At 57.7% G+C, this 22,653-nt stretch carries 22 protein-coding genes; 6 read left to right on the top strand and 16 right to left on the bottom strand.

What is annotated here, in order from left to right; genetic code table 11:
• Positions 1-4 precede the first annotated feature (4 nt).
• From ruvC to aspS, 4 genes are all read right to left on the bottom strand, one after another.
• On the bottom strand, positions 5-526 hold the full coding sequence (ruvC, locus tag IAE48_RS05040; protein WP_023480016.1) for a crossover junction endodeoxyribonuclease RuvC: 522 nt from the start codon (positions 524-526) through the stop codon (positions 5-7).
• A gap of 157 nt (positions 527-683) precedes the next feature.
• Complete coding sequence (locus tag IAE48_RS05035) at positions 684-1,424, bottom strand: YebC/PmpR family DNA-binding transcriptional regulator (protein WP_023480072.1); 741 nt, start codon at positions 1,422-1,424, stop codon at positions 684-686.
• 27 nt (positions 1,425-1,451) lie between these two features.
• Complete coding sequence (nudB, locus tag IAE48_RS05030; RefSeq protein WP_042714264.1) at positions 1,452-1,895, bottom strand: dihydroneopterin triphosphate diphosphatase; 444 nt, start codon at positions 1,893-1,895, stop codon at positions 1,452-1,454.
• 1 nt (position 1,896) lies between these two features.
• Positions 1,897-3,675 carry an aspartate--tRNA ligase gene (gene aspS / locus IAE48_RS05025; protein ID WP_023480034.1) on the bottom strand — a complete coding sequence of 593 codons (1,779 nt, stop codon included), beginning with the start codon at positions 3,673-3,675 and terminating at the stop codon, positions 1,897-1,899.
• Between the two features lie 267 nt (positions 3,676-3,942).
• On the opposite strand from aspS, the gene IAE48_RS05020 reads away from it, so the two are divergent.
• From IAE48_RS05020 to cmoB, 5 genes are read left to right on the top strand one after another with little or no spacing between them, the layout of a single operon-like run.
• Complete coding sequence (locus IAE48_RS05020) at positions 3,943-4,509, top strand: hydrolase (protein WP_200133669.1); 567 nt, start codon at positions 3,943-3,945, stop codon at positions 4,507-4,509.
• The gene (locus tag IAE48_RS05015; protein WP_200133668.1) at positions 4,506-5,324 is read left to right on the top strand and encodes a DUF72 domain-containing protein; all 819 of its coding nucleotides are present in this window, start codon (positions 4,506-4,508) and stop codon (positions 5,322-5,324) included. The genes IAE48_RS05020 and IAE48_RS05015 overlap by 4 nt, the downstream gene beginning before the upstream one ends.
• Before the next feature lie 52 nt (positions 5,325-5,376).
• On the top strand, positions 5,377-5,772 hold the full coding sequence (locus IAE48_RS05010; RefSeq protein ID WP_200133667.1) for an MAPEG family protein: 396 nt from the start codon (positions 5,377-5,379) through the stop codon (positions 5,770-5,772).
• Positions 5,773-5,811: 39 nt separating this feature from the next.
• Entirely contained in the window at positions 5,812-6,552 is a 741-nt protein-coding gene (gene cmoA, locus IAE48_RS05005) for a carboxy-S-adenosyl-L-methionine synthase CmoA (protein WP_094420738.1), read from the top strand.
• Positions 6,549-7,520, top strand: a complete 972-nt coding sequence (gene cmoB, locus IAE48_RS05000) for a tRNA 5-methoxyuridine(34)/uridine 5-oxyacetic acid(34) synthase CmoB (protein WP_042714255.1) — start codon at positions 6,549-6,551, stop codon at positions 7,518-7,520. The genes cmoA and cmoB overlap by 4 nt, the downstream gene beginning before the upstream one ends.
• Before the next feature lie 82 nt (positions 7,521-7,602).
• Here cmoB and cutC read toward each other — a convergent pair whose 3' ends face one another.
• Together cutC and IAE48_RS04990 are read right to left on the bottom strand one after the other, a co-directional pair.
• Positions 7,603-8,346 (bottom strand): copper homeostasis protein CutC, encoded by a 744-nt coding sequence (cutC, locus tag IAE48_RS04995; protein WP_200133666.1) that lies wholly within the window; start codon positions 8,344-8,346, stop codon positions 7,603-7,605.
• Positions 8,347-8,397: 51 nt separating this feature from the next.
• Complete coding sequence (locus IAE48_RS04990; protein ID WP_200133665.1) at positions 8,398-8,958, bottom strand: VOC family protein; 561 nt, start codon at positions 8,956-8,958, stop codon at positions 8,398-8,400.
• Positions 8,959-9,103: 145 nt separating this feature from the next.
• Between IAE48_RS04990 and argS the strand changes: the two genes are divergently transcribed.
• The gene (argS, locus tag IAE48_RS04985; RefSeq protein WP_200133664.1) at positions 9,104-10,837 is read left to right on the top strand and encodes an arginine--tRNA ligase; all 1,734 of its coding nucleotides are present in this window, start codon (positions 9,104-9,106) and stop codon (positions 10,835-10,837) included.
• A gap of 154 nt (positions 10,838-10,991) precedes the next feature.
• Here argS and IAE48_RS04980 read toward each other — a convergent pair whose 3' ends face one another.
• The 10 genes from IAE48_RS04980 to tar all read right to left on the bottom strand — a co-directional run bounded on the left by IAE48_RS04980 (position 10,992) and on the right by tar (position 22,617).
• The gene (locus tag IAE48_RS04980; RefSeq protein WP_200133663.1) at positions 10,992-12,131 is read right to left on the bottom strand and encodes a glycoside hydrolase family 105 protein; all 1,140 of its coding nucleotides are present in this window, start codon (positions 12,129-12,131) and stop codon (positions 10,992-10,994) included.
• A 10-nt stretch (positions 12,132-12,141) separates the two neighbouring features.
• Entirely contained in the window at positions 12,142-13,716 is a 1,575-nt protein-coding gene (locus IAE48_RS04975; RefSeq protein ID WP_200133662.1) for an MFS transporter, read from the bottom strand.
• Positions 13,717-14,007: 291 nt separating this feature from the next.
• On the bottom strand, positions 14,008-14,421 hold the full coding sequence (locus tag IAE48_RS04970; protein WP_094420749.1) for a flagellar protein FlhE: 414 nt from the start codon (positions 14,419-14,421) through the stop codon (positions 14,008-14,010).
• Positions 14,421-16,499 (bottom strand): flagellar biosynthesis protein FlhA, encoded by a 2,079-nt coding sequence (gene flhA / locus IAE48_RS04965; RefSeq protein WP_200133661.1) that lies wholly within the window; start codon positions 16,497-16,499, stop codon positions 14,421-14,423. Before flhA ends, IAE48_RS04970 begins: the two co-directional genes overlap by 1 nt.
• Positions 16,492-17,643 carry a flagellar biosynthesis protein FlhB gene (gene flhB, locus IAE48_RS04960; RefSeq protein WP_200133660.1) on the bottom strand — a complete coding sequence of 384 codons (1,152 nt, stop codon included), beginning with the start codon at positions 17,641-17,643 and terminating at the stop codon, positions 16,492-16,494. The genes flhA and flhB overlap by 8 nt, the downstream gene beginning before the upstream one ends.
• A gap of 209 nt (positions 17,644-17,852) precedes the next feature.
• Complete coding sequence (gene cheZ / locus IAE48_RS04955; protein ID WP_054803260.1) at positions 17,853-18,497, bottom strand: protein phosphatase CheZ; 645 nt, start codon at positions 18,495-18,497, stop codon at positions 17,853-17,855.
• Between the two features lie 11 nt (positions 18,498-18,508).
• Positions 18,509-18,898 (bottom strand): chemotaxis response regulator CheY, encoded by a 390-nt coding sequence (gene cheY, locus IAE48_RS04950; protein ID WP_023480048.1) that lies wholly within the window; start codon positions 18,896-18,898, stop codon positions 18,509-18,511.
• A 16-nt stretch (positions 18,899-18,914) separates the two neighbouring features.
• A complete protein-coding gene (locus tag IAE48_RS04945) occupies positions 18,915-19,964 on the bottom strand; it encodes a chemotaxis response regulator protein-glutamate methylesterase (protein ID WP_023480154.1) in 1,050 nt (349 codons plus the stop codon).
• Positions 19,961-20,830, bottom strand: coding sequence for a protein-glutamate O-methyltransferase CheR (gene cheR, locus IAE48_RS04940; protein WP_023480021.1), 870 nt, complete (start codon positions 20,828-20,830; stop codon positions 19,961-19,963). Before cheR ends, IAE48_RS04945 begins: the two co-directional genes overlap by 4 nt.
• 125 nt (positions 20,831-20,955) lie before the next feature.
• Complete coding sequence (gene tar, locus IAE48_RS04935; protein WP_200133659.1) at positions 20,956-22,617, bottom strand: methyl-accepting chemotaxis protein II; 1,662 nt, start codon at positions 22,615-22,617, stop codon at positions 20,956-20,958.
• Positions 22,618-22,653 lie beyond the last annotated feature (36 nt).

Raw genomic sequence — 22,653 nt, 5'->3', positions numbered from 1 at the left:
CTTTTTAACGTAACCGTCCGCGTGCCAGGTTGAGCCTTGTGCTGCTCACCTGTAACGCATTCTGGCTGACATGACAGTGGGTAATGGCAATCGCCAGCGCATCGGCGGCATCTGCCTGCGGGTTAGCGGGGAGTTTCAGCAGCGTGCGCACCATGTGCTGCACCTGGCTCTTCTCCGCGCTACCAATGCCGACCACCGTCTGCTTAACCTGACGGGCGGCATACTCAAAGACCGGTAAGTCCTGATTGACGGCGGCGACAATCGCCACGCCGCGCGCCTGCCCCAGTTTCAGCGCCGAGTCGGCGTTTTTCGCCATAAACACCTGTTCGATGGCAAAAAAGTCCGGCTGAAACTGAGTGATGATCTCCGACACGCCCGCGTAAATCAGCTTCAGGCGCGACGGCAGATCGTCAACTTTCGTGCGGATACAGCCGCTGCCAAGGTAGGTCAGCTGGCGGCCTGTCTGGCGAATCACACCATAACCGGTGATACGTGAACCCGGGTCGATCCCGAGAATAATCGCCATTATTTCTCTCCGCTTAACGCAATAATCCTGATGATGCCAAACACTCAAAACAGTTCGCAGGAAGGAGACAATTCAGTGCGTTCCCGGCCACACAGGTTAACCTTGTGACCGGGGCGCGAGGCGAGCCAACGACCTGCGGGCTGTAAGCTGCCAGCGATTACAGGGTTGCCGCTACTTCGTCGGAGATCTCACCGTTGTGGTAAACCTCCTGCACATCGTCGCAATCTTCCAGCATATCGATCAGGCGCAGCAGTTTCGGCGCGGTTTCCGCATCCATATCCGCTTTGGTGGAGGGGATCATCGACACTTCAGCGTTGTCCGCTTTCAGACCGGCGGCTTCCAGCGCATCGCGCACGGCACCCATCTCTTCCCAGGCGGTGTAAACGTCAATCGCGCCGTCGTCGTAGGTCACAACGTCTTCAGCACCCGCTTCCAGCGCTGCTTCCATAATGGTGTCTTCGTCGCCCGCTTCGAAAGAGATCACCCCTTTCTTGCTGAACAGGTAGGCCACCGAGCCGTCGGTACCCAGGTTGCCGCCGCACTTGCTGAAGGCGTGACGCACTTCAGCAACGGTACGGTTACGGTTGTCACTCAGACACTCGACCATCACCGCGGTGCCGCCAGGGCCGTAACCTTCATAAATGATGGTTTCCATGTTCGCGTCGTCATCGCCGCCGACGCCGCGTGCGATGGCGCGGTTCAGGGTGTCACGGGTCATGTTGTTGGAGAGCGCTTTATCGACCGCCGCGCGCAGACGCGGGTTAGAAGCGATATCGCCGCCGCCCAGACGTGCTGCTGTTACCAGCTCACGAATAATTTTGGTGAAGATCTTACCGCGTTTGGCATCCTGTGCCGCTTTGCGGTGTTTGGTGTTGGCCCATTTACTGTGACCTGCCATAAAAAATTCTCCAGAAAAAACCGCCGTTCAGGCGGCGTTAATAACAAATTCTTCAATCGCCTGCCGGTTGCTCCACGACTTGGTCAATGCCGCCGCAGCGGGCGCATCGAGCCAGCGGTACGCCAGATGTTCGGTAAACACAATCGGGCATTCGTGGGGCAGCGCTAAACAAAACCAGGATTCGGTGTTGTGTGTCACACCCGGCGCGTAGCGATGACGTAAATGACTAAAAATTTCAAATTCCACCGTGCGCTGGCAGTCAATCAGACGATGCGGCGCTGCGCCGACATCGATATTGACCTCTTCCATGACTTCGCGCGCGGCGGCCTGCAACGCGCTTTCACCCGGCTCCAGGCTGCCGGTAACCGACTGCCAGAACTCGGGATCGTCGCGTCGCTGCAACATCAGCACCCGTTTTGTCTCTTCGGCATAAATCACCACCAGCACAGAAACGGGATGCTTAAAGGACATCTTATTTATTCTCCGGCGTCTCTTTTTTAATAACAGAGATACCGAGTTCCGCCAGCGCGGTCGGATTGCCAAAGCTCGGCGCTTCGGTCATCAGGCAGGCCGCAGCCGTGGTTTTCGGGAATGCGATGACGTCACGGATGTTGTCGGTGCCGGTCAGCAGCATGGTCAGGCGGTCAAGACCAAACGCCAGGCCCGCGTGCGGCGGCGTGCCATATTTGAGGGCGTCGAGCAGGAAGCCGAACTTCTCGCGCTGCTCCTGCTCATTGATACCAAGAATGCCAAACACCGTCTGCTGCATTTCGCCGTTATGGATACGTACGGAACCACCGCCCACTTCGTAGCCGTTGATAACCATATCGTAGGCGTTAGCGATCGCCGTTTCCGGTGCCGCTTTCAGCTCAGCCGGGCTCATGTCGCGCGGCGCGGTGAACGGGTGGTGCATCGCCGTCAGGCCGCCTTCGCCGTCATCTTCAAACATCGGGAAGTCGATAACCCACAGCGGCGCCCATTTGTTTTCGTCGGTCAGGCTGAGGTCTTTACCCAGCTTCAGACGCAGCGCGCCCAGCGCATCGGCAACCACTTTCTTGTTGTCAGCGCCGAAGAAGATCATGTCGCCATCCTGCGCGCCGGTGCGCGACAGAATTTCGCTGACGATCTCAGCGTTGAGGAATTTCGCCACCGGGCTGGTGATGCCCTCAAGGCCTTTCGCCGCTTCGTTAACTTTGATATAGGCCAGCCCTTTCGCGCCGTAAATTTCGACGAACTTACCGTAGTCATCAATCTGCTTACGGCTAAGCTGCGCGCCGCCCGGCACACGCAGTGCGGCAACGCGGCCTTTGGCATCGTTGGCCGGGCCAGAGAAGACTTTGAACTCGACCGCTTTCAGCAGGTCGGCAACGTCCACCAGCTCCATCGGGTTACGCAGATCCGGTTTATCGGAGCCGTAACGACGCTCGGCTTCGGCAAAGGTCATGATTGGGAACTCACCGAGATCGACGCCTTTCACTTCCTGCCACAGCTGGCGAACCAGCGCTTCCATCACTTCACGCACCTGCGGTGCGGTCATAAAGGAAGTTTCCACATCGATCTGGGTAAATTCCGGCTGGCGGTCAGCGCGCAGATCTTCATCACGGAAGCATTTGACGATCTGGTAGTAACGGTCGAAGCCGGACATCATCAGCAGCTGTTTGAAAAGCTGTGGGGACTGCGGCAGCGCGTAAAATTTGCCTTTATGCACGCGGCTCGGCACCAGGTAATCGCGCGCGCCTTCCGGCGTCGCTTTGGTCAGCATCGGCGTTTCGATGTCGAGGAAACCGTGGTCATCCATAAAGCGGCGCACGAAGCTGGTGATTTTCGCACGGGTCTTCAGGCGCTGCGCCATCTCTGGGCGGCGCAGGTCGAGGTAGCGGTACTTCAGGCGCGCTTCTTCGGTGTTGACGTGGTTAGAATCGAGCGGCAGCGCGTCAGCGCGGTTGATGATGGTCAGTTCGGTGGCGAAAACTTCCACTTCACCGGTGGCCATCTCTTTGTTGGCATTTTTGCCTTCGCGGGCGCGAACAGTACCGGTAATTTGAATGCAGAACTCATTACGCAGTTCAGAGGCGAGCTGGAACGCATCCTGACGGTCCGGGTCGAAAAACACCTGCACGATGCCTTCGCGATCGCGCATATCGATAAAGATAAGGCTACCGAGGTCACGACGGCGGTTGACCCACCCACAAAGCGTTACTTGCTGTCCGACATGGGACTGATTGAGCTGCCCGCAATATACTGTACGCATGAGATATCCCTTAATTAGCTGCGCATCACCCACCACCTGCGGCGCAGGCGCGCTGGGGGCAGCTATTTTCGTATGTCACATCTGGATGAAAAAAGGGGGCTATTATACTGGAAATAATGACCCACGATAAGCCCGCTACCGACTGTACGCACGTTTGCTGCGCGCTTATTGCGCATTCTCACAAAATTTAACAAAAATTGTAAACCCGGCGCGCAGAAAGAGCGCGTAAAGTAACGCCCCAATGCGATTATTTTTTCAGGAGTGAACATGCTGGAACTCAACACAGCGAAAACGGCACTGGTGGTTATCGATCTTCAGGAAGGCATTCTGCCCTTTGCTGGTGGCCCACACACTGCGCAGGACGTCGTAGCGCGCTCGGCGCGGCTGGCGGAGAAGTTTCGTGCTAACGGCGCGCCGGTGGTGCTGGTGCGTGTCGGCTGGTCGGCGGATTTTGCCGAAGCGCTGAAACAACCGGTGGATGCCGCGATGGGCGGTCACGGCCTGCCGGAAAACTGGTGGGATTACCCGGCAGCGCTTGGCAAACAGGCGAGCGATATTGAGGTAACAAAACGCCAGTGGGGCGCTTTTTATGGCACCGATCTGGAAATGCAGCTGCGCCGTCGCGGTATCGACACCATCGTGCTGTGCGGCATTTCGACCAATATCGGCGTCGAATCCACCGCCCGCAACGCCTGGGAGATGGGCTTTTCGCTGGTCATCGCTGAAGATGCCTGCAGTGCCGCCGATGCCGAGCAGCATCAGGGCAGCATGAAAAACATCTTCCCGCGTATCGGTCGCGTGCGCAGCAGCGAGGAGATTATCGCCGCGTTATGATCTATATCGGCCTGCCGCAGTGGTCGCACCCGAAATGGGTGCGCCTTGGGATCACCTCCCTTGAGGAGTATGCCCGTCACTTCAATTGTGTCGAGGGCAACACCACGCTTTATGCGCTACCGAAAGCGGAGATTGTCGCGCGCTGGCACGATCAGACCAGCGATGATTTCCGCTTCTGCTTTAAGTTTCCCGCTACCATCTCCCATCAGGCGGCGCTGCGTAACTGTGATGATCTCACCCACGAATTTTTTAGCCGCATGTCGCCGCTCGCGGGCAGGATTGGGCAGTACTGGCTCCAGTTGCCAGCGACCTTTGGCCCGCGCGATCTCCCTGCGCTGTGGTCTTTTCTTGATGCGCTGCCCGCAGGCTTTACTTACGGTGTCGAGGTGCGCCACCCCGCCTTCTTTGAAAAAGGCGAAGAGGAGAAAGCCCTTAACCAGGGGCTGCACGCCCGTAAAGTTAACCGCGTAATGCTCGACAGCCGCCCGGTGCACAGCGCGAAACCACACAGCGAAGCGGTGCGCGAAGCCCAGCGAAAGAAGCCGAAAGTGCCGGTGCACGCGCTGGTCACAGCTGAGCATCCGATGGTGCGTTTTATCGGCAGTGACGATATGGCGCAGAACCGCGAACTCTTCGCCGTCTGGTTAAACAAGCTGCCCATCTGGGAGCAGACCACCACGCCCTATCTGTTTCTGCACACGCCTGATATTGCCCATGCTCCCGAGCTGGTCGAGACGCTGTGGCAGGATCTTCGCACTGCGATGCCGATCGTCGGTGAAGCCCCCTCCCTGCCGTTACAATCTTCTCTTTTTTAAGCGCAGCACCTATCATTGATGAGCCATCGCCGTAACCTTAAAGGGAGTTTGTATGGTAAGCGCGTTGTATGCCGTGCTGGGTGCGTTATTACTGGTTAAATTTGCTTCTGATGTGATTCGTCTGCGTATGCAGTACCGTGTGAGCTTTGGCGACGGCGGGTTTAGTGAGTTGCAGAACGCGATGCGTATTCACGGCAACGCCGTTGAGTACATTCCCATTGCCATGATCCTGCTGCTGTTTATGGAGATGAACGGCGCGCAAAACTGGATGGTACATCTCTGCGGCATGATGCTTATTGTTGGCCGCCTGATGCACTATTACGGTTTGCATCACCGGCTGGCCTACTGGCGGCGTTACGGGATGGGCGCAACGCTCTGCTCCCTGCTGCTGATGGTGCTGGCGAATGTGTGGTACATGCCCTGGGAGTTGGTTTTCTCCCTGCGTTAGCGCACAATACGCCCCTTTGTTTTCCCGGATATTTACACTATGTCTCACCGCGACACGCTTTTTTCCGCGCCTATCGCCCGCCTCGGCGACTGGACCTTCGATGAACGGGTAGCTGAAGTCTTCCCGGATATGATCCAGCGTTCCGTTCCGGGTTACTCCAATATTATTTCGATGATCGGCATGCTGGCGGAGCGCTTCGTGCAGCCCGGCACGCAGGTTTACGATCTCGGCTGCTCGCTGGGCGCCGCCACGCTCTCGGTGCGCCGCAATATTCATCATGAAAATTGCAAAATTATTGCCGTCGACAACTCGCCTGCGATGGTTGAACGCTGCCGCCGTCATATTGATGCCTATAAAGCGCCAACGCCGGTTGAGGTGATTGAGGGCGATATTCGCGATATTGAGATTAACAACGCCTCGCTGGTGGTGCTCAACTTCACCCTGCAATTTCTCGAACCCGACGACCGTCTGAAGCTGCTGCAAAAAGTTTACCAGGGGCTGAACCCGGGCGGCGCACTGGTGTTGTCGGAGAAATTCAGTTTTGAAGATCACACCGTCGGCGAACTGCTGTTCAACATGCACCACGACTTTAAACGCGCCAATGGTTACAGCGAGCTGGAGATTAGCCAGAAGCGCAGCATGCTGGAAAATGTGATGCTGACGGACTCCGTTGAGGCCCACAAAGCGCGCCTGCGCACCGCGGGTTTTGAGCACAGCGAATTGTGGTTCCAGTGCTTTAACTTCGGTTCACTGGTGGCACTGAAGGCGGTGCAGTCATGATCGAGTTTGGCCGTTTCTATCAGCAGATCGCCACCGGGCCCCTCGCCCACTGGCTGGAGACCTTACCGGCGCAAATTGCCGCCTGGCAGCGCGAGACTCTGCACGGGCAGTTCAAGCAGTGGAACAACGCCGTGGAATTCCTGCCCAGCCTGACGCCGGACTCGATCGATTTCGTCAATGGCGTCACCGCGCGTAGCGCCGAACCGTTAAGCGCCGGGCAGTTAAAGGGGATGGAGACGCTGCTGCGTAACCTGATGCCGTGGCGTAAAGGGCCGTTTTCACTCTACGGTCTTGATATCGACACCGAATGGCGCTCGGACTGGAAGTGGGATCGCGTTCTGCCGCACCTTTCTGACCTGCGTGGACGCACTATTCTCGATGTCGGCTGCGGCAGCGGGTATCACCTGTGGCGCATGATTGGCGCGGGCGCGCAGCTGGCGGTCGGTATCGACCCGACGCAGCTTTTCCTCTGCCAGTTTGAAGCGGTGCGCAAGTTGTTAGGCGACGATCGACGCGCGCATCTGCTGCCGCTCGGCATTGAGCAACTGCCTGCGCTGAATGCCTTCGACACGGTCTTTTCCATGGGCGTGCTCTACCATCGCCGCTCGCCGCTGGAGCATCTCTGGCAGTTGAAAGATCAGCTGGTTAAAGAGGGTGAACTGGTGCTGGAAACGCTGGTGGTGGAAGGTGACGAAAACACCGTGCTGGTGCCGGGCGACCGCTACGCGCAGATGCGCAACGTCTACTTTATCCCCTCCGCGCTGGCGCTGAAAAACTGGCTGGAGAAGTGCGGCTTTGTCGATGTGCGCATTGTTGATGCCAATGTGACAAGCTGCGACGAGCAGCGCCGCACGTCGTGGATGGTGACCGAATCGCTGGCCGACTTCCTCGATCCGAACGATCGCACTAAAACGGTGGAAGGCTACCCCGCGCCGCTGCGCGCGGTGCTGATTGCCCGTAAACCGTAGACAAAAAAAGGCCCCTGTTAATGGCAGGGGCCTGGTACAAGCAAGCATCACATTGGGCGACATGATGCGGCGGTAAAAACGGTTACTGGCGGTGGTGAACAATCAGCGCTTTCATCTCTGCGACGGCCTCTTTGTCGACACCGTAGCGGGCATATTCATCAGCGCTCGCGTCGGATGACATCGATAATCCGCTATTGCGATAGCGCATCGGCGACGCCGTCCAGCGTCCTGCCGAGCTATGCACCTCTTTCACTCCGGCGCGAAGAAACAGTTCAAGATTGTCAGGACGCACGCCTGCGCCAGCCATAATGATTGGAACACCGGGAAGGGCATTTAGTTCCGTAATAAGTGAAACTCCTTTTTCCGCCGTCGCCTGCTGCCCGGACGTCAGAATGCGCGCCACGCCCGATTGTGCCAATATTTCAACGGCCTGGTGCGGATCGGCGCACATATCGAAGGCGCGATGAAATGTCACCGCCATCCCCTCTGCGACGCGCATTATCTGCGCCATTCTCGCCACATCGACTTCACCGTCCTCATTCAGCACGCCAGTCACCACGCCCGGAAAGCCAAGCTCGCGCACCCGCTCGATATCTGCCAGCAGCACGCGAAACTCATCATCGCGATAGCAAAAATCGCCGCCGCGTGGTCTCACAATCGGGTGAACGGGAATGGTCACCGCCTCACGCACCGCCTGCAACGCGCCAAACGATGGCGTCAGACCGCCCTCTTTCGGTGCGGCGCAAAACTCAATTCGATCGGCGCCGTGCTGCCCGGCGATAAGCGCATCCTCAACGCTGTAACAGCAGATCTCCAGTAATGTCATCACGTCTCCTTCTCCTCTTATCGCCCGGCAGAGTGGCCTCACCTCGTGCCTTTACTGCTCGCTGGCAACAATCGCTTCAATGCTCCACGGGTGAAACTTCACCGTCACTTTGCCATCCGTCACCGCCAGCGTCGGGTTGGGCAGCCGCTCGCGCTCGCCTTTTGGCGCGCTGGTTTTCACCGCAATCCCAGGCTGGCTCAGCCCTTCATCGCCCAGCAGCGCCAGCGCCCGGGCATTCAGCGTTTCCACCTCGCCCTGCAGGACGATTTCAATGTGCTCCCACCCCTCATGGGGATAGCGCTTCTCACCCGGCCATGGCAGCTCCACCACGCTGAACTGCCAGTGCTCAACGCAGACCGGCTCGTGCAGCTTGAACAGGCAGATGGGGCGGCCATTGATGATATTTTCCGACAGCAGTTCACCGCACTGCTCAAACCCGCGCCGCCAGCGTTCCGCCGTGGCGTTCTGATGGCAACGCAGGGAGATATGGTCGGCATCTAAGGGTGCGATAGAGAGCCCAAGACGGGAAGTGAAATTTTGCAGATCCGTGGTAAAACGCGGCAGATCTTCCACGATATCCTGCAACTCTTCGATAGTTTGCCAATGGCGCATAACAGTGCTCGCAACTCATAACAAAGCGCATAATCTACCGTGTTATGCGGTGCTGACGCCACCGGGCATTTGCAGTATACTCCCGCCTTTCATAAACACCCGGACGCCGCCCTCTTTCGCGGCGTCGCAAATGTAAGGTATCCCGGTGAATATTCAGGCACTTCTCTCAGAAAAAGTCAGTCAGGCCATGATTGCGGCAGGCGCCCCCGCAGAGTGCGAAGCGCAGGTCCGGCAGTCAGCAAAAGTTCAGTTCGGCGACTATCAGGCTAACGGCGTGATGGCAGTTGCCAAAAAACTGGGTATGGCCCCGCGACAACTCGCTGAGCAAGTTCTGACTCACCTCTCACTCGACGGCATCGCCCACAAAGTCGAGATCGCGGGTCCTGGCTTTATCAATATCTTCCTCGCGCCGGAGTTTCTCGCTGAAAACGTTGACCGGGCGCTGAAATCCGATCGCCTTGGGGTCTCTGTTCCGCAGCCGCAGACCATTGTGGTGGACTACTCCGCGCCGAACGTGGCGAAAGAGATGCACGTTGGCCACCTGCGCTCCACCATCATCGGCGATGCCGCCGTGCGCACCCTTGAGTTCCTCGGTCACAATGTGATTCGCGCAAACCATGTCGGCGACTGGGGCACCCAGTTCGGCATGCTGATCGCCTTCCTCGAACTCAAGCAGCAGGAGAACGCGGGTGAAATGGCGCTGGCGGACCTGGAAGGGTTCTACCGCGAAGCGAAAAAACACTACGACGAAGATGCCGCCTTTGCCGAGCGCGCGCGCAGCTATGTGGTTAAGCTGCAGGGTGGCGATGAGTATTGCCGCGAAATGTGGCGCAAGCTGGTCGATATCACCATGAGCCAGAACCAGCAGGCCTATGAGCGCCTGAACGTTACCCTGACGCGCAACGATGTGATGGGTGAAAGCCTCTACAACCCGATGCTGCCGGGCATCGTCGCCGATCTGAAAGCCAAAGGGCTAGCAGTCGAGAGCGAAGGCGCCACCGTGGTCTTCCTCGACGAATACAAAAATAAAGAGGGCGAACCGATGGGCGTCATCATCCAGAAGAAGGATGGCGGCTACCTCTACACCACCACGGATATCGCCTGCGCCAAGTACCGTTATGAAACCCTGCATGCCGATCGCGTGCTCTACTACATCGACTCCCGCCAGCACCAGCATCTGATGCAGGCATGGACCATCGTGCGTAAAGCGGGCTATGTGCCGGAGTCGGTACCGCTGGAGCACCACATGTTCGGCATGATGCTGGGCAAAGATGGCAAGCCGTTTAAAACCCGCGCGGGTGGGACGGTGAAACTCTCCGATCTGCTGGACGAAGCGCTGGAGCGCGCCCGTCGCCTGGTGGCGGAGAAGAACCCGGAGATGCCAGCGGACGAGCTGGAGAAGCTGGCGAATGCTGTTGGTATTGGCGCGGTGAAATATGCCGACCTGTCGAAAAACCGCACCACCGATTACGTCTTCGACTGGGACAATATGCTGGCGTTTGAGGGTAACACCGCGCCGTATATGCAGTATGCCTACACCCGCGTGCTGTCGGTGTTCCGCAAAGCGGGCATTGAGGAGCAGGTGCTGGAAAACGCGCAGGTGGCGATCCGCGAAGAGCGTGAAGCGCAGCTGGCCGCGCGTCTGCTGCAGTTTGAAGAGACCCTGAGCGTGGTTGCCCGTGAAGGTACGCCGCACGTGATGTGCGCTTATCTCTATGATGTCGCTGGTCTCTTCTCCGGCTTTTACGAGCACTGCCCGATCCTCACCGCCGAAAGCGATGAGATTCGCCTCAGCCGCCTGAAGCTGGCGCTGCTGACGTCGAAAACCCTGAAGCTGGGTCTGGAGACGCTGGGCATCGAAACCGTCGAGCGTATGTAATTGCCGGATGGCGGCTGCGCCTTATCCGGCCTACGCGATCTTTCAGACCTCATAGCCCGTAGGCCTGATAAGCGAAGCGCCATCAGGCAATAACGCCCGGAATACATCCCCAATAAAAAACCCCGGCTTGCCGGGGTTTTCTTTTTCATCACACTCAAAAATATTTGCGTAGATACTCGGTCAAACAGAGCATCGCCATCGCCTGGCCATAAGGCATGGAGGTTAACGGGATCTGGCGATAAAACTCGAGATCGCTGCCCATTCCTGTACCGAATGAGACCTGCAACAACTCCCCTTCCGGTGAGATATTTTCGACAATCGCCTTCACCGCCCGCTCCGCAACCGGCGCGTAATCGGCACTGATATAACGCTTGCGCAACGCCTTCAGCATGCCATAGGCAAACCCGGCGGTGGCGGAGGCTTCCAGATAGGAGTCGGGATCGTCCAGCAGCGTATGCCACAGGCCGCTCTGATGCTGGCATTTCGCCAGCGCCGCTATCTGCGCATTCAGCACCTGCACCAGATAACGGCGCACCGCGTTGTTTTCCGGCAGATCCACCAGCTCGAGAAAATCAGGGATGACAATTGTCAGCCAGCTGTTGCCCCGCGCCCAGCGCGCTTTCGCGAAGTTGTGCTTCCCCTCGTAGTTCCAGCCGTGGAACCACAACCCCGTTTCGCGATCCATCAGATTCTGCACATGCAGCAGGAACTGGTAGACCGCCTCTTCCACATACTCCGGTTTGTTGAGCAATTTGCCGATCTTCGCCAGCGGCAGCACCGTCATCATCAGCGTGTCGTCCCACATCTGCTGGTGGTTCTCTTCCGCCAGCGTGATGTGCTGCATGCCGCCGTGATCGGTGCGCGGCATCTCACTCATCGCCCACTCTGCCCAACTCTCCAGCCAGGGTAGAAACGCCGGGTTGCGCGTCTCTTCATAGCGGTACGCCAGCGTCAGGAACGGTGCCATGGTATTGACGTTTTTGGTGGTTGCCCCCTCGGCAAAGCGATCGGCAAACCAGCTATCAATCACGCCAAGAATGTACTCATCGCCGGTCTGGCGATAATACTGATACATCCCGTACAGCCCGACGCCGTGGGTCCACTCCCATCCGGCCCAGCCTTTAGTGTCAATCACACGACCATCGTCGAGACGGAGTAAAAATTCGCCGCTATCATCGTGAATGTTGACGAGATTGTGCGTCACCTTGCGGATCAACGCTTTCAGTTCATCACGGGCGATAAAACGCTCTGGCTGACGCAGTAACGGGCTCTGTTTGACAGGCCAAACCTTCATAGTATTAACCTCAGTTATAAGTCGATTTCAGATGCGCCTCTTCCAGCGTGGGCGCAGCCGGTTTATTGCGATTCAGGAAACCAATGTTGTTATTACCCCACAGGGACTCATACGGCATCCCCGCCAGCATTTCGACCGTTTCACGCGCCTCTGGCGTGATGTTCTCCGGCATTGCGCGGCCGTTCTGGCGCATTTTTGCCGTCTCAGCACGCAGCACGCTGTGGGTTTTCAGGTTGAGCTTAAAGCGCAGGGAGACGAGGAAACCACAGCAGAGCACGGCGACGGTGCCGAAACACATAACCATCAAAATGGTGTGGCTCACTTCCGGCAACTGGGTTTTCTGCCCGGAGACAAAACCGGAGGCCTGCATCACAATGCCCACCAGCATCACTGCCCCCGCCTGCGAGGCTTTACGGGTCAGCGTCATGATCCCGGCGAAGATCCCCTCGCGGCGCTGGCCGGTGACCACTTCATCGATATCGGCAATATAGGTGTAGGTATTCCATGGCACATAGTTGATGCCCCCGCGTCCCAGACCCGCCACGGCAGAGATCAGCAGTAGCAGCGAGTAGACATCGCTTAAGCCCGCGTAGTAGAGCACCGCGTAGGAGACGGCACTCAGGCCAAACAGCACCACCACCATGCGGTAGGAAGGGGCCGGTCCGAAGCGGATACAGAGCGGGATCATGGCGATCACCGCGATGAACTGGAAAATCGCCATCGTGCCGAGCAGGTTCGAGGCTAATGACGCCTCCTGCATCAGCACAAACACCACGTAGTAGGTGAAGACGGCGTTAAACACATCCTGGGCGATATAGCCGCCGAGATACATGCCAAGGTGCTGGCGGAAAATCTTAATACGCAGCGTCGAGCTCAGTTCCACCACCAGACGGCGCAGACTCTGCCCGAGCGTCAAACTCTTCTTCTCCTCTTCAGCGCGCAGCGCCGCTTCCGTCCACTCTTCACGCGGGCGCTCCCAGGTAAAGATCCAGACAAAAGTGAGCATAATGGCGCACAGCACCGAGAAGACCAGGCTGGCATAGAAGAAGGAGACGGCGTTGTCTTTACCAAAATGCGTCAGCAGTACGCCAGGCAGGAACGAGGCGAGGATCGCCGACATCTGCGCCATAGAGATGCGGGCACCGGAGAATTTGGTTTTCTGTTTGAAATCATCGGTCATCTCCGGCACCAGCGTCTCATAGGGCACCAGGATCATGGTGTAGACCACGTCAAACAGCAGATAGGTGAGCAGGTAGTACCAGAAACTCATATCCCCTACCCACATGATTGAGTAGCTAAATACGCAGGGAATACCGAGCAGAATAAAGAACTTACGCCGACCAAAGCGCTTGCCTAAGCGGGTCGAGCCAAAGTTATCGGTGAGGAAGCCCATCAGCGGGCTGACCACCGCATCCAGCACCCTTGCGGCGGCGAAGATAAAGGTCGCTTCAATCGGCGTCAGGCCGCAAAAGGTGGTGTAGAAGTAGAGTAACCATGCGGCGGTAAGCGCCGTCGTGCCTGCACCCAGAAAATCGCCCGACCCGTAGGCCAGGTAATTAGCCAGTCCAATTTTTTGTGTTTTCATTGCCGTCAACCCTGTTCATTTTGGGGGACCTTTGACGATCCGGCTGAGTCAAAGGAATTTCTTACACGGCTAAAGTAAGGGGATGCGCAAGGGGAAACCTTTCTGTTTCTGCCATCAACGTGCGCCATCTGGCAAAAATGCAAAGAGTGCCAATACTCGCTTCACTGATTTATAAAACAGCGTTTCTTTTGCATCAAAAGGAGAGGTCAAAATTGCGGGGCAGATAGCAAAATCCCGCGCGAACGGCGGGATTGTCGGTAAAAGATTGAGCTAACTGATTGAGTTTACACGTCAGGGCTGCGCCGGAGGGCGGCGATAGTTAACGATAACCTGGTTGCTGCGCACCGTCAGCGCGGGCCATAAGCGCCCGCCGCCCGGCACTTCCCAGACATAGCGCAGCGGCTCAAGCGCCGGTACACCGTTAAACGCACGGGTAGTGCCGCTCTGACCATCCAGCGCAACGCAGCGCGCCTGGGAACAGAGGCGCACAATCAGACCGGCAGGCGTCGGACCATTCAGCTCGTAACGCCAGGAGACATCGGTCATCAGCCCGCTAACCGGCCCGGTGGGGCCGAGCTGCGATGAGGAGGCCACCACGCCACGGTTGGCGAGCGTGATGCCGATACTGCTCGCCTGCCAGGTGCCCTCACCCATGGCGTGTGCCAGCATCGGCAGTGTGAAAAGCAGTAAAGCGAGTTTGCGCATTATTTGCCTCCGATGGTCGCGGTCATGCGAATGCTGCGGTTGTCGGACATCTCCATATTCGACAGCACCACCAGCTGTGGCAGGCTGCGGCGCAGGAACCGGGCCAGCAGCGGACGCAGCGCATGGTTGACCAGCAGCACCGGCGGCGCGCCAAGCATCTCCTGGCGGGAGAGCGCTTCCTGAGTCTGTTCCAGCAGACGATCCGCCAGACCCGGCTCGAGGCCGCCACCCCCCTGCAGGGCTTGTAACAACAGGCGCTCCAGCGGCGTATCAAGACCAATCACCTGCACTTCACCGGTACCCGGGAACCACTGCTGGGTAATGGCGCGGCCCAGTGCCACGCGCACCACGGCGGTGAGTTCGTGCGGATCGTTTTGCAGCGGTGCATGCTCGGCCAGCGTTTCCAGAATGGTGCGCATATCGCGGATCGGCACGCGCTCTGCCAGCAGGTTTTGCAGCACTTTATGCAGCGTCGTCAGCGTCACCACGCCCGGAACCAGATCTTCAGTCAGCTTCGGCATCTCCTGGCTGACGCGGTCAAGCAGCTGCTGCGCTTCCTGACGGCCAAACAGCTCCGGCGCGTACTGCCCAATCAGATGGTTGAGATGGGTCGCGACCACAGTACTCGCTTCCACTACGGTGAAGCCCTGGATCTGCGCCTGCTCTTTCAGGGCGCTCTCAATCCAGATTGCCGCCAGGCCAAAGGCCGGATCGACGGTCGCTTCGCCCGGCAGCGAGCCTGCCGCCGTGCCAGGGTTAATCGCCAGCCAGCGCCCCGGATAGGCTTCGCCGCTGCCAATTTCTACACCTTTCATCAAAATACGGTAGCGCGCAGGCGGCAGATCCATATTGTCACGGATATGCACCACCGGCGGCAGGAAGCCCATATCCTGCGCAAATTTCTTACGAATACTGCGAATACGCCCAAGCAGTTCGCCATCCTGCTGGAAATCGACCATCGGGATCAGGCGGTAGCCCACTTCCATCCCGAGGTTATCTTCCAGCTGTACATCGCTCCAGGTGGCTTCCACCGCCTGGGTGTTCTCCGGCAATTTCACCGGCGCGGCGTCCAGCGGCGCTTTCTCCTCTTTGCCACGCAGCCACCAGGCAAGCCCCAGCAGCGCGGCGGTAAAGAGAAGGAAGACAAAGTTTGGCATGCCCGGCACCATGCCGAGCAGACCGAGTACGCCGGCGCTCAGCATCATGACGCGCGGGTTGCTGAAGAGCTGGCCCACCATCTGTTGGCCAACGTCCTGATCGGTGCTGACGCGGGTCACGATAACGCCCGCAGCGGTAGAGATCACCAGCGCCGGGATCTGCGCAACCAGGCCATCACCAATGGTCAGCAGGGTGTAAGTTGAGCCCGCATCGCCCATCGACATACCGTGCTGAATCACACCGACCATCAGGCCACCGATGACGTTGATCACCATGATCAAAATCCCGGCGACGGCATCACCACGCACGAATTTACTCGCACCGTCCATGGAGCCGTAGAAATCCGCCTCCTGGGTCACTTCGCTACGACGACGCTTGGCCTCATCTTCGCCGATAATCCCGGCGTTAAGGTCGGCATCGATTGCCATCTGTTTACCCGGCATCCCGTCCAGTACGAAACGCGCGCCCACTTCGGCGATACGCCCCGCACCCTTGGTGATAACCATAAAGTTGATGATCACGAGGATGATAAAGACCACGATACCGATGGCGAAGTTACCGCCAACGAGGAAGTGGCCGAACGCTTCCACCACGCGACCTGCCGCCGCGCCGCCGGTATGCCCTTCCATCAGGATGATACGGGTAGAGGCGACGTTCAGTGCCAGACGCAACAGCGTGGTGAAGAGCAGAATGGTCGGGAACGCGGCGAATTCAAGCGTGCGCTGGGTGAACATTGCCACCAGCAGCACCATGATCGACAGCGCAATGTTAAAGGTAAACAGCAGGTCGAGGACAAACGCCGGCAGCGGCAGCACCATCATCGACAAAATAAGCAATATGAGCACCGGCCCGGCGAGCACTTGCCACTGGGTCGATTTCAGATTGTTCGGCAGACGCAGCATTGCCACCAGATTAGCCATCAGTGTCCTTCTCTTTCAAAAAGTCCAGCGCCTCTGGCACCGGGAGATTCTCAGGTTTAACAGGTCGTTGTCCGCCGGACAGACGCCAGCGTTTCAACTGCCATACCCACGCCAGCACTTCGGCAACTGCCGCATAGAGCTGGCCCGGGATTTGCTGACCAATTTCAGCGTGACGATAGAGCGCACGCGCCAGCGGCGGTGCTTCAAGGATCGGCACGCGGTTTTCAGTGCCCAGCTCACGAATACGCAGCGCCACGGCACCCGCGCCTTTGGCGACCACTTTCGGCGCGCTCATTTTGTTCTCGTCATACTGTAGCGCCACGGAGTAGTGCGTCGGGTTAGTGACAATCACATCCGCTTTCGGCACGTCTGCCATCATGCGACGGCGGGCGGCGGAGCGCTGCATCTGGCGAATACGCCCCTTCACATGCGGGTCGCCTTCGCTCTGTTTAAATTCGTCACGAATATCCTGGCGTGACATGCGCAATTTTTTCAGGTGGCTGTAGATCTGCCAGAAAACGTCGAAGCCGACCATCGGGATGATGCTCAGCGAAACCAGCAGCGCGCAGAGCCCGGCAAGGTTCATGGCGCTGGCCATCGCCGTCAGCGGCGATTCGCTCATCAGGCGCATCATGTCAGGCCAGTGATGCCAGAGGAACAGGCCAGCAACGCCGCCCATCAGCAGGGCTTTCATCAACGCTTTAACCAGCTCTGCGCCGACCTGGGCAGAGAAGAGACGTCCAATACCGCTAATCGGGTTGAGTTTGGAGAACTTAAACGCCAGCGTTTTGGTGCTGAACACCAGCCCCCCCAGCATCACCGGGGCCACCAGCGCGATAATCACCACGCCGACCAGCAGCGGCAACATGCCGATCAGCGCCGTCTTCAGCATGATGATGATTTGGCCGAGGATCAGGTTCTGGTCGCTAATAATCTTGTGATCGAAACGTAACCCGGAGGAGAGCACCATAGTGAGACGATGACCAAACGACGCGCCGCCAAACCAGAGAATACAGACGCCGACCAGCATAATGAGCACCGAGGTCAGCTCTTTGGATCGCGGGATCTGCCCCTCTTCACGCGCTTTTTGCAATCGTTGCGCGGTGGGCGATTCTGTTTTGTCGTCGTTATCTTCAGAGGCCACGTTCAACGTCCGGGGTTACAGGTGTGACGTCATATTGCCAGAGTCAAGCGGGTCTAATGGGCGGAGTAAGGCATAAAAAGAGGGGGTTTTCGCCTTTTGGGCAGGAATGATTCACGCGCAGGCCACGTAAAGGGGGTATGTGTGCGTCTGTTTTTGAAAAGCGGGAAGGCTCTCCCCTTCCCGCTTTTAGCGCCACGTCTGATGCGAAATCAGAAGCCGAGGCTGTCCAGCAGATCGTCCACCTGATCCTGGCTTGCCACAACGCCCGCTTTGGTCACGTCGAGTTGTGGGCCATTGAGCAGGCTGTCGTTTTCACGTTTCGGACGCGCGGACTGCTCCGGCATGTTCTCCAGCAGCACCATCAACAGCTGGCGCTCAATCTCCTGGATAACATCCATCATGCGCTTGATCACCTGACCGGTCAGATCCTGGAAATCCTGCGCCATCATGATGTCGAGCAGTTGGGCGTTGGTAAAGCTGGTGTGACCCGGGACTTCTGCAAGGAACTGACGCGTGTCGGTAACCAGTTCACGGGCATCGGTCAGCTCGATCGGGTTTTCAAACCACTCATCCCAGCGCTTGGTCAGCGCTTTCGAGCCTTTTTCCATCTCATCCTGGTGTGGCTGCGAGGCTTCAACGCTGTTCAGCGCGCGCTCTGCCGCCTGGGCGGTCATCTGCACCACATAGTCGAGACGGTCACGGGCATCCGGAATCGCTTCCGCTGCTTCAGCAATCGCCTGGTCAAGACCCAGTTCGCGCAGGCTGTCGCGCAGCATGCGCGTCAGGCTACCAATGCGGGCAATGATCTCGCTGGGTGAATGCTCTTCCGTGGGTTTAATTGAAGGTTGCATCATTTGTCCAGTCCTCACATGCCAAGTTTCTCGAAGATCTTGCCAAGCTTCTCTTCGAGGGTTGCCGCCGTGAATGGTTTCACCACATAGCCGCTTGCACCCGCCTGCGCTGCAGCAATGATGTTCTCTTTTTTCGCTTCGGCCGTGACCATCAGCACCGGCATAGAGGCCATGTTGCTGTCTGCACGAATGGTTTTAAGCAGTTCCAGACCGTCCATGTTTGGCATGTTCCAGTCAGAGATGACGAAACCAAAACCACCGGCCTGGAGTTTATTGAGCGCATCAACGCCGTCTTCAGCTTCTTCGACGTTGTTGAATCCCAGCTCTTTTAACAGGTTGCGCACAATTCGACGCATAGTGGAAAAGTCGTCCACAACCAGAAATCTGAGCTCTTTGTCCGCCATATAACTTCACTCCTCGTTAAATACGTATTGCCTGTCCGGCACTGATTTTCGCCAGCATCTGCTGGCTTACCTGGCTAAGATCGACCACTTCGCTGACGCCACCCATATTGATGGCCTCACGCGGCATGCCGAACACCACACAACTTGCTTCGTTCTGTGCGATGGTCCAGGCGCCCGCCTGGTGCATCGCTAACATCCCGGCGGCGCCATCGTTGCCCATGCCCGTGAGAATAACTCCCACGGCGTTGCGCCCCGCATGTTTCGCCACCGAATGAAACAACACATCAACCGATGGCCGGTGCCGGTTTACCGGCGGACCATCGTGAATTTTAATCTGGTAGTTGGCACCGCTACGGGCCAGCTCCATATGCTTATCACCAGGCGCAATGTACGCGTGCCCTGGTAATACACGTTCGCCGTCTTCTGCCTCTTTCACGCTGATCTGACAGAGCTTATTCAGGCGTTCAGCAAACGAGCGGGTAAAGCCCGGCGGCATGTGCTGCGTAATCAGAATACCCGGACTTGAGAGCGGCAATGGCTGGAGTACATGGCGAATTGCCTCTGTTCCGCCCGTTGACGCGCCAATCACCAACAATTTTTCCGAGCTAAGCAGCGGACCGGCTTTTAAGGTTGCCGGTGCCGGCATCGGTTTATGCGCCGCGATACGGGCGCGCGATGCGGTGCGGACTTTCTCAGCGATCATTTCGCTGTAGGCCAGCATGCCTTCGCGAATGCCGATTTGTGGTTTGGTGACGAAATCAATCGCCCCCAGCTCCAGCGCGCGCAGCGTCACTTCTGAGCCTTTACCGGTCAGCGAGGAGACCATCACCACCGGCATCGGACGCAGACGCATCAGTTTTTCAAGAAAATCCAGCCCATCCATGCGCGGCATTTCCACGTCCAGGGTTAAGACATCCGGATTGAATTTCTTAATCAAATCCCTCGCCACTAACGGATCCGGCGCGGTTGCCACCATCTCCATATCGCTGTGGCTATTGATAATTTCGGTCATGATTTGCCGCATCAATGCGGAATCATCGACGGACAACACCCTGATTTTACTCATGCTTTATCCTTACTCAGCGCATAAACTGTTTGCCCACGCAGGCTAAACTCGCGCACGAGGTTGCTGAAATTCTCCGAATGCCCGGCAAACAGTAATCCGTCCGGTTTAAGCAGCGGAGCGAAACGATGCAGAATGTCCTGTTGCGTCGTTTTATCAAAATAAATCATCACGTTACGGCAGAAGATCGCGTCAAACGGTCCCGGAACGTTGTACTGCTTATCCAGCAGGTTGAGGGTGGTGAACTCAACATAGTTCGCCAGCTCCTGGCGTACGCGCACCAGACCCGCGTGCGGCCCGGTGCCGCGCATAAAGTAGCGTTGCATCTGCTGCGGCGAGAGCGTTTTCAACTCATCAAGCCGGTAGATGCCGCTGCGTGCCTTCTCCAGCACTTCGGTGTCGATATCGCTGGCAAAGACTTTAAAGCGGCCTGGTGCCATGCCCAGCGCATCGGCGAGGGTGATCGCCAGCGAATAGGGCTCTTCCCCGGTCGAGGCCGCCGCGCTCCAGATGCGATACTCGCCGGTGCGCTTACGCGCATGCTCAGCCAGCACCGGAAAGTGGTGCGCTTCGCGGAAAAACGCGGTGAGGTTGGTGGTCAGTGAGTTGATAAACGCCTGCCACTCGGCGCTGTTCTGGTTCGCTTCCAGCATGCTCAGATAGCGGCCAAAATCATCTAACCCCAGCGTACGCAAGCGGCGAACGAGGCGGTTGTAAACCATGTCGCGTTTATGATCGGCAAGAACGATCCCGGCGCGCTGGTAAATTAATTGGCATATCCGACGGAAATGCGCATCGGAGAGCGCCAGGCGCTGGGTCATCTGCTGCAATATTGATGACGTTTGCCCGTTAGGGATAGATGTTGTCATAGCGCCTTCTCAACTCAGTTCAGGATGCAACGAGCACGGCTTTTGGCGGTGCCACTTTTGTGGTGTGACATATTTTTCATCTTTATTCTGATACCGGGCGTCACCGCCCGGCGTTGCAACCCTGCTTAAAACGTTTCCCAGTTCTCTTCTTTCCCGGCGGCAACCGCCCGGCTGCGTGCCGGAGCAAGCGTCGCGCTCATCGCCGGTTGCCGTGCGGCCTGCGCTTTACCCGCCGTCGCGGTCAGGCGGAAGGCGGAAACGGCTTGCGTCAGTCGGCTTGCCTGCTCCTCCAGCGCCGCCGCAGCAGCAGCGGACTGCTGCACCAGCGAGGCGTTCTGCTGGGTGACGCGGTCCATCTCGGAGACGGCCAGCGCCACCTGATCGATACCGCGGCTCTGCTCATCAGAGGCGGAAGCAATCTCGCCCATGATGTCATTGACGCGCGTTACCGCGTTGACGATATCGAGCATCGTCTCCCCTGCACTTCCAACCAGTACAGAACCTGTATCGACACGGGAGACAGAATCTTCAATTAAAGATTTGATCTCTTTGGCGGCGTTCGCACTTCGGCTGGCCAGATTGCGCACTTCGCCGGCAACTACCGCAAAGCCGCGACCCTGCTCACCGGCGCGCGCCGCCTCCACCGCCGCGTTAAGGGCGAGGATGTTGGTCTGGAACGCAATGCCGTCGATAACGCTAATAATATCGGCGATTTTCTGCGAACTGTTGGCGATCTCATGCATGGTTTTAACCACGCCATCGACCACTTTGCCGCCGCGCTCGGCGGTTTCGGAGGCGCTCTGCGCCAGCAGCGAAGCCTGACGGGCATTTTCAGCGTTCTGTTTCACCGTTGCGGTCAGCTCTTCCATGCTGGCAGCGGTTTGCTCCAGCGCAGAGGCCTGCTCTTCGGTACGCGAGGAGAGATCGTTATTCCCGGCGGCGATTTCGCTGGTGCCGGAGTAGATCGCATCCGACCCCTGACGCACGTTAGTCACGGTGTCGATTAGCGCGGTCTGCATATGATCAACACTCTGCGCAAGCTCGGTCATTTCGCTGCGGCCATCAATGCGCAGCGTATGGGCAAGATTACCGCCTGCGATTTCACGGATATGGGCAATCACCGAGGAGAGCGGCGAGAGCAGAATACGGCGGATGCCATACCAGACGCCGGCCAGCACAATCACCAGCGCCAGGGCGAGGATCGCCATCTGCCATTTGGCGAAGGTGTAGTCGCTGACGCTCTGCTCCCAGGCATTACGGTAGAGGCTGTCGCTCAGGGCGGCGTAGTTGCTCATCGCCGCGCCGAGGGCGTTTTGCATCCCCTGGGTCGGCTGGGCGAGGAAGCTGTTCATATTGCCACTTTCAAGGAACTGCACCAGCTCGCTCAGGGCGTTATGGTAGGTCTGGTATTTCTCATCAAGGGCCTGACGCGCGCTATCCATCTCCGGCATGGCTGGCAGCTGGCGGAAAGCATCGTAATGTTTGGCAGCATCGGCCAACGATGCTTTCGCGCTGTTAAGCAGATCGGTTTTGGCACTGCTCTGCTGGTTGTTCGGGTCGAGCAACATCCGCGCGGAGGAGCGGCTCAGGTTGATACGCGTTTGCAGCATCAGCTCCCAGGCTTTGCCCAGTTCTGTTTGTTGCATACGCAGATCGTTAGAGACCGCAAAACTTTGCTGGTTCTGCTTAAGCGACGAAAAAAAGAGTCCGCCAGAGACAAGCTGAAGCAGGGCAAAGACCACCAGCACACTCATAAGCAGAGTAACGACGCGGATACGGTTCAACATGCAACAAACACCTTATTGATGAGTTATTAACGGTGT

Origin of the sequence: Kosakonia sp. S57 (assembly GCF_016516575.1) — a bacterium.
Lineage (GTDB): Bacteria > Pseudomonadota > Gammaproteobacteria > Enterobacterales > Enterobacteriaceae > Kosakonia > Kosakonia cowanii.
This window is presented reverse-complemented; position numbering and strand designations above follow the sequence as displayed.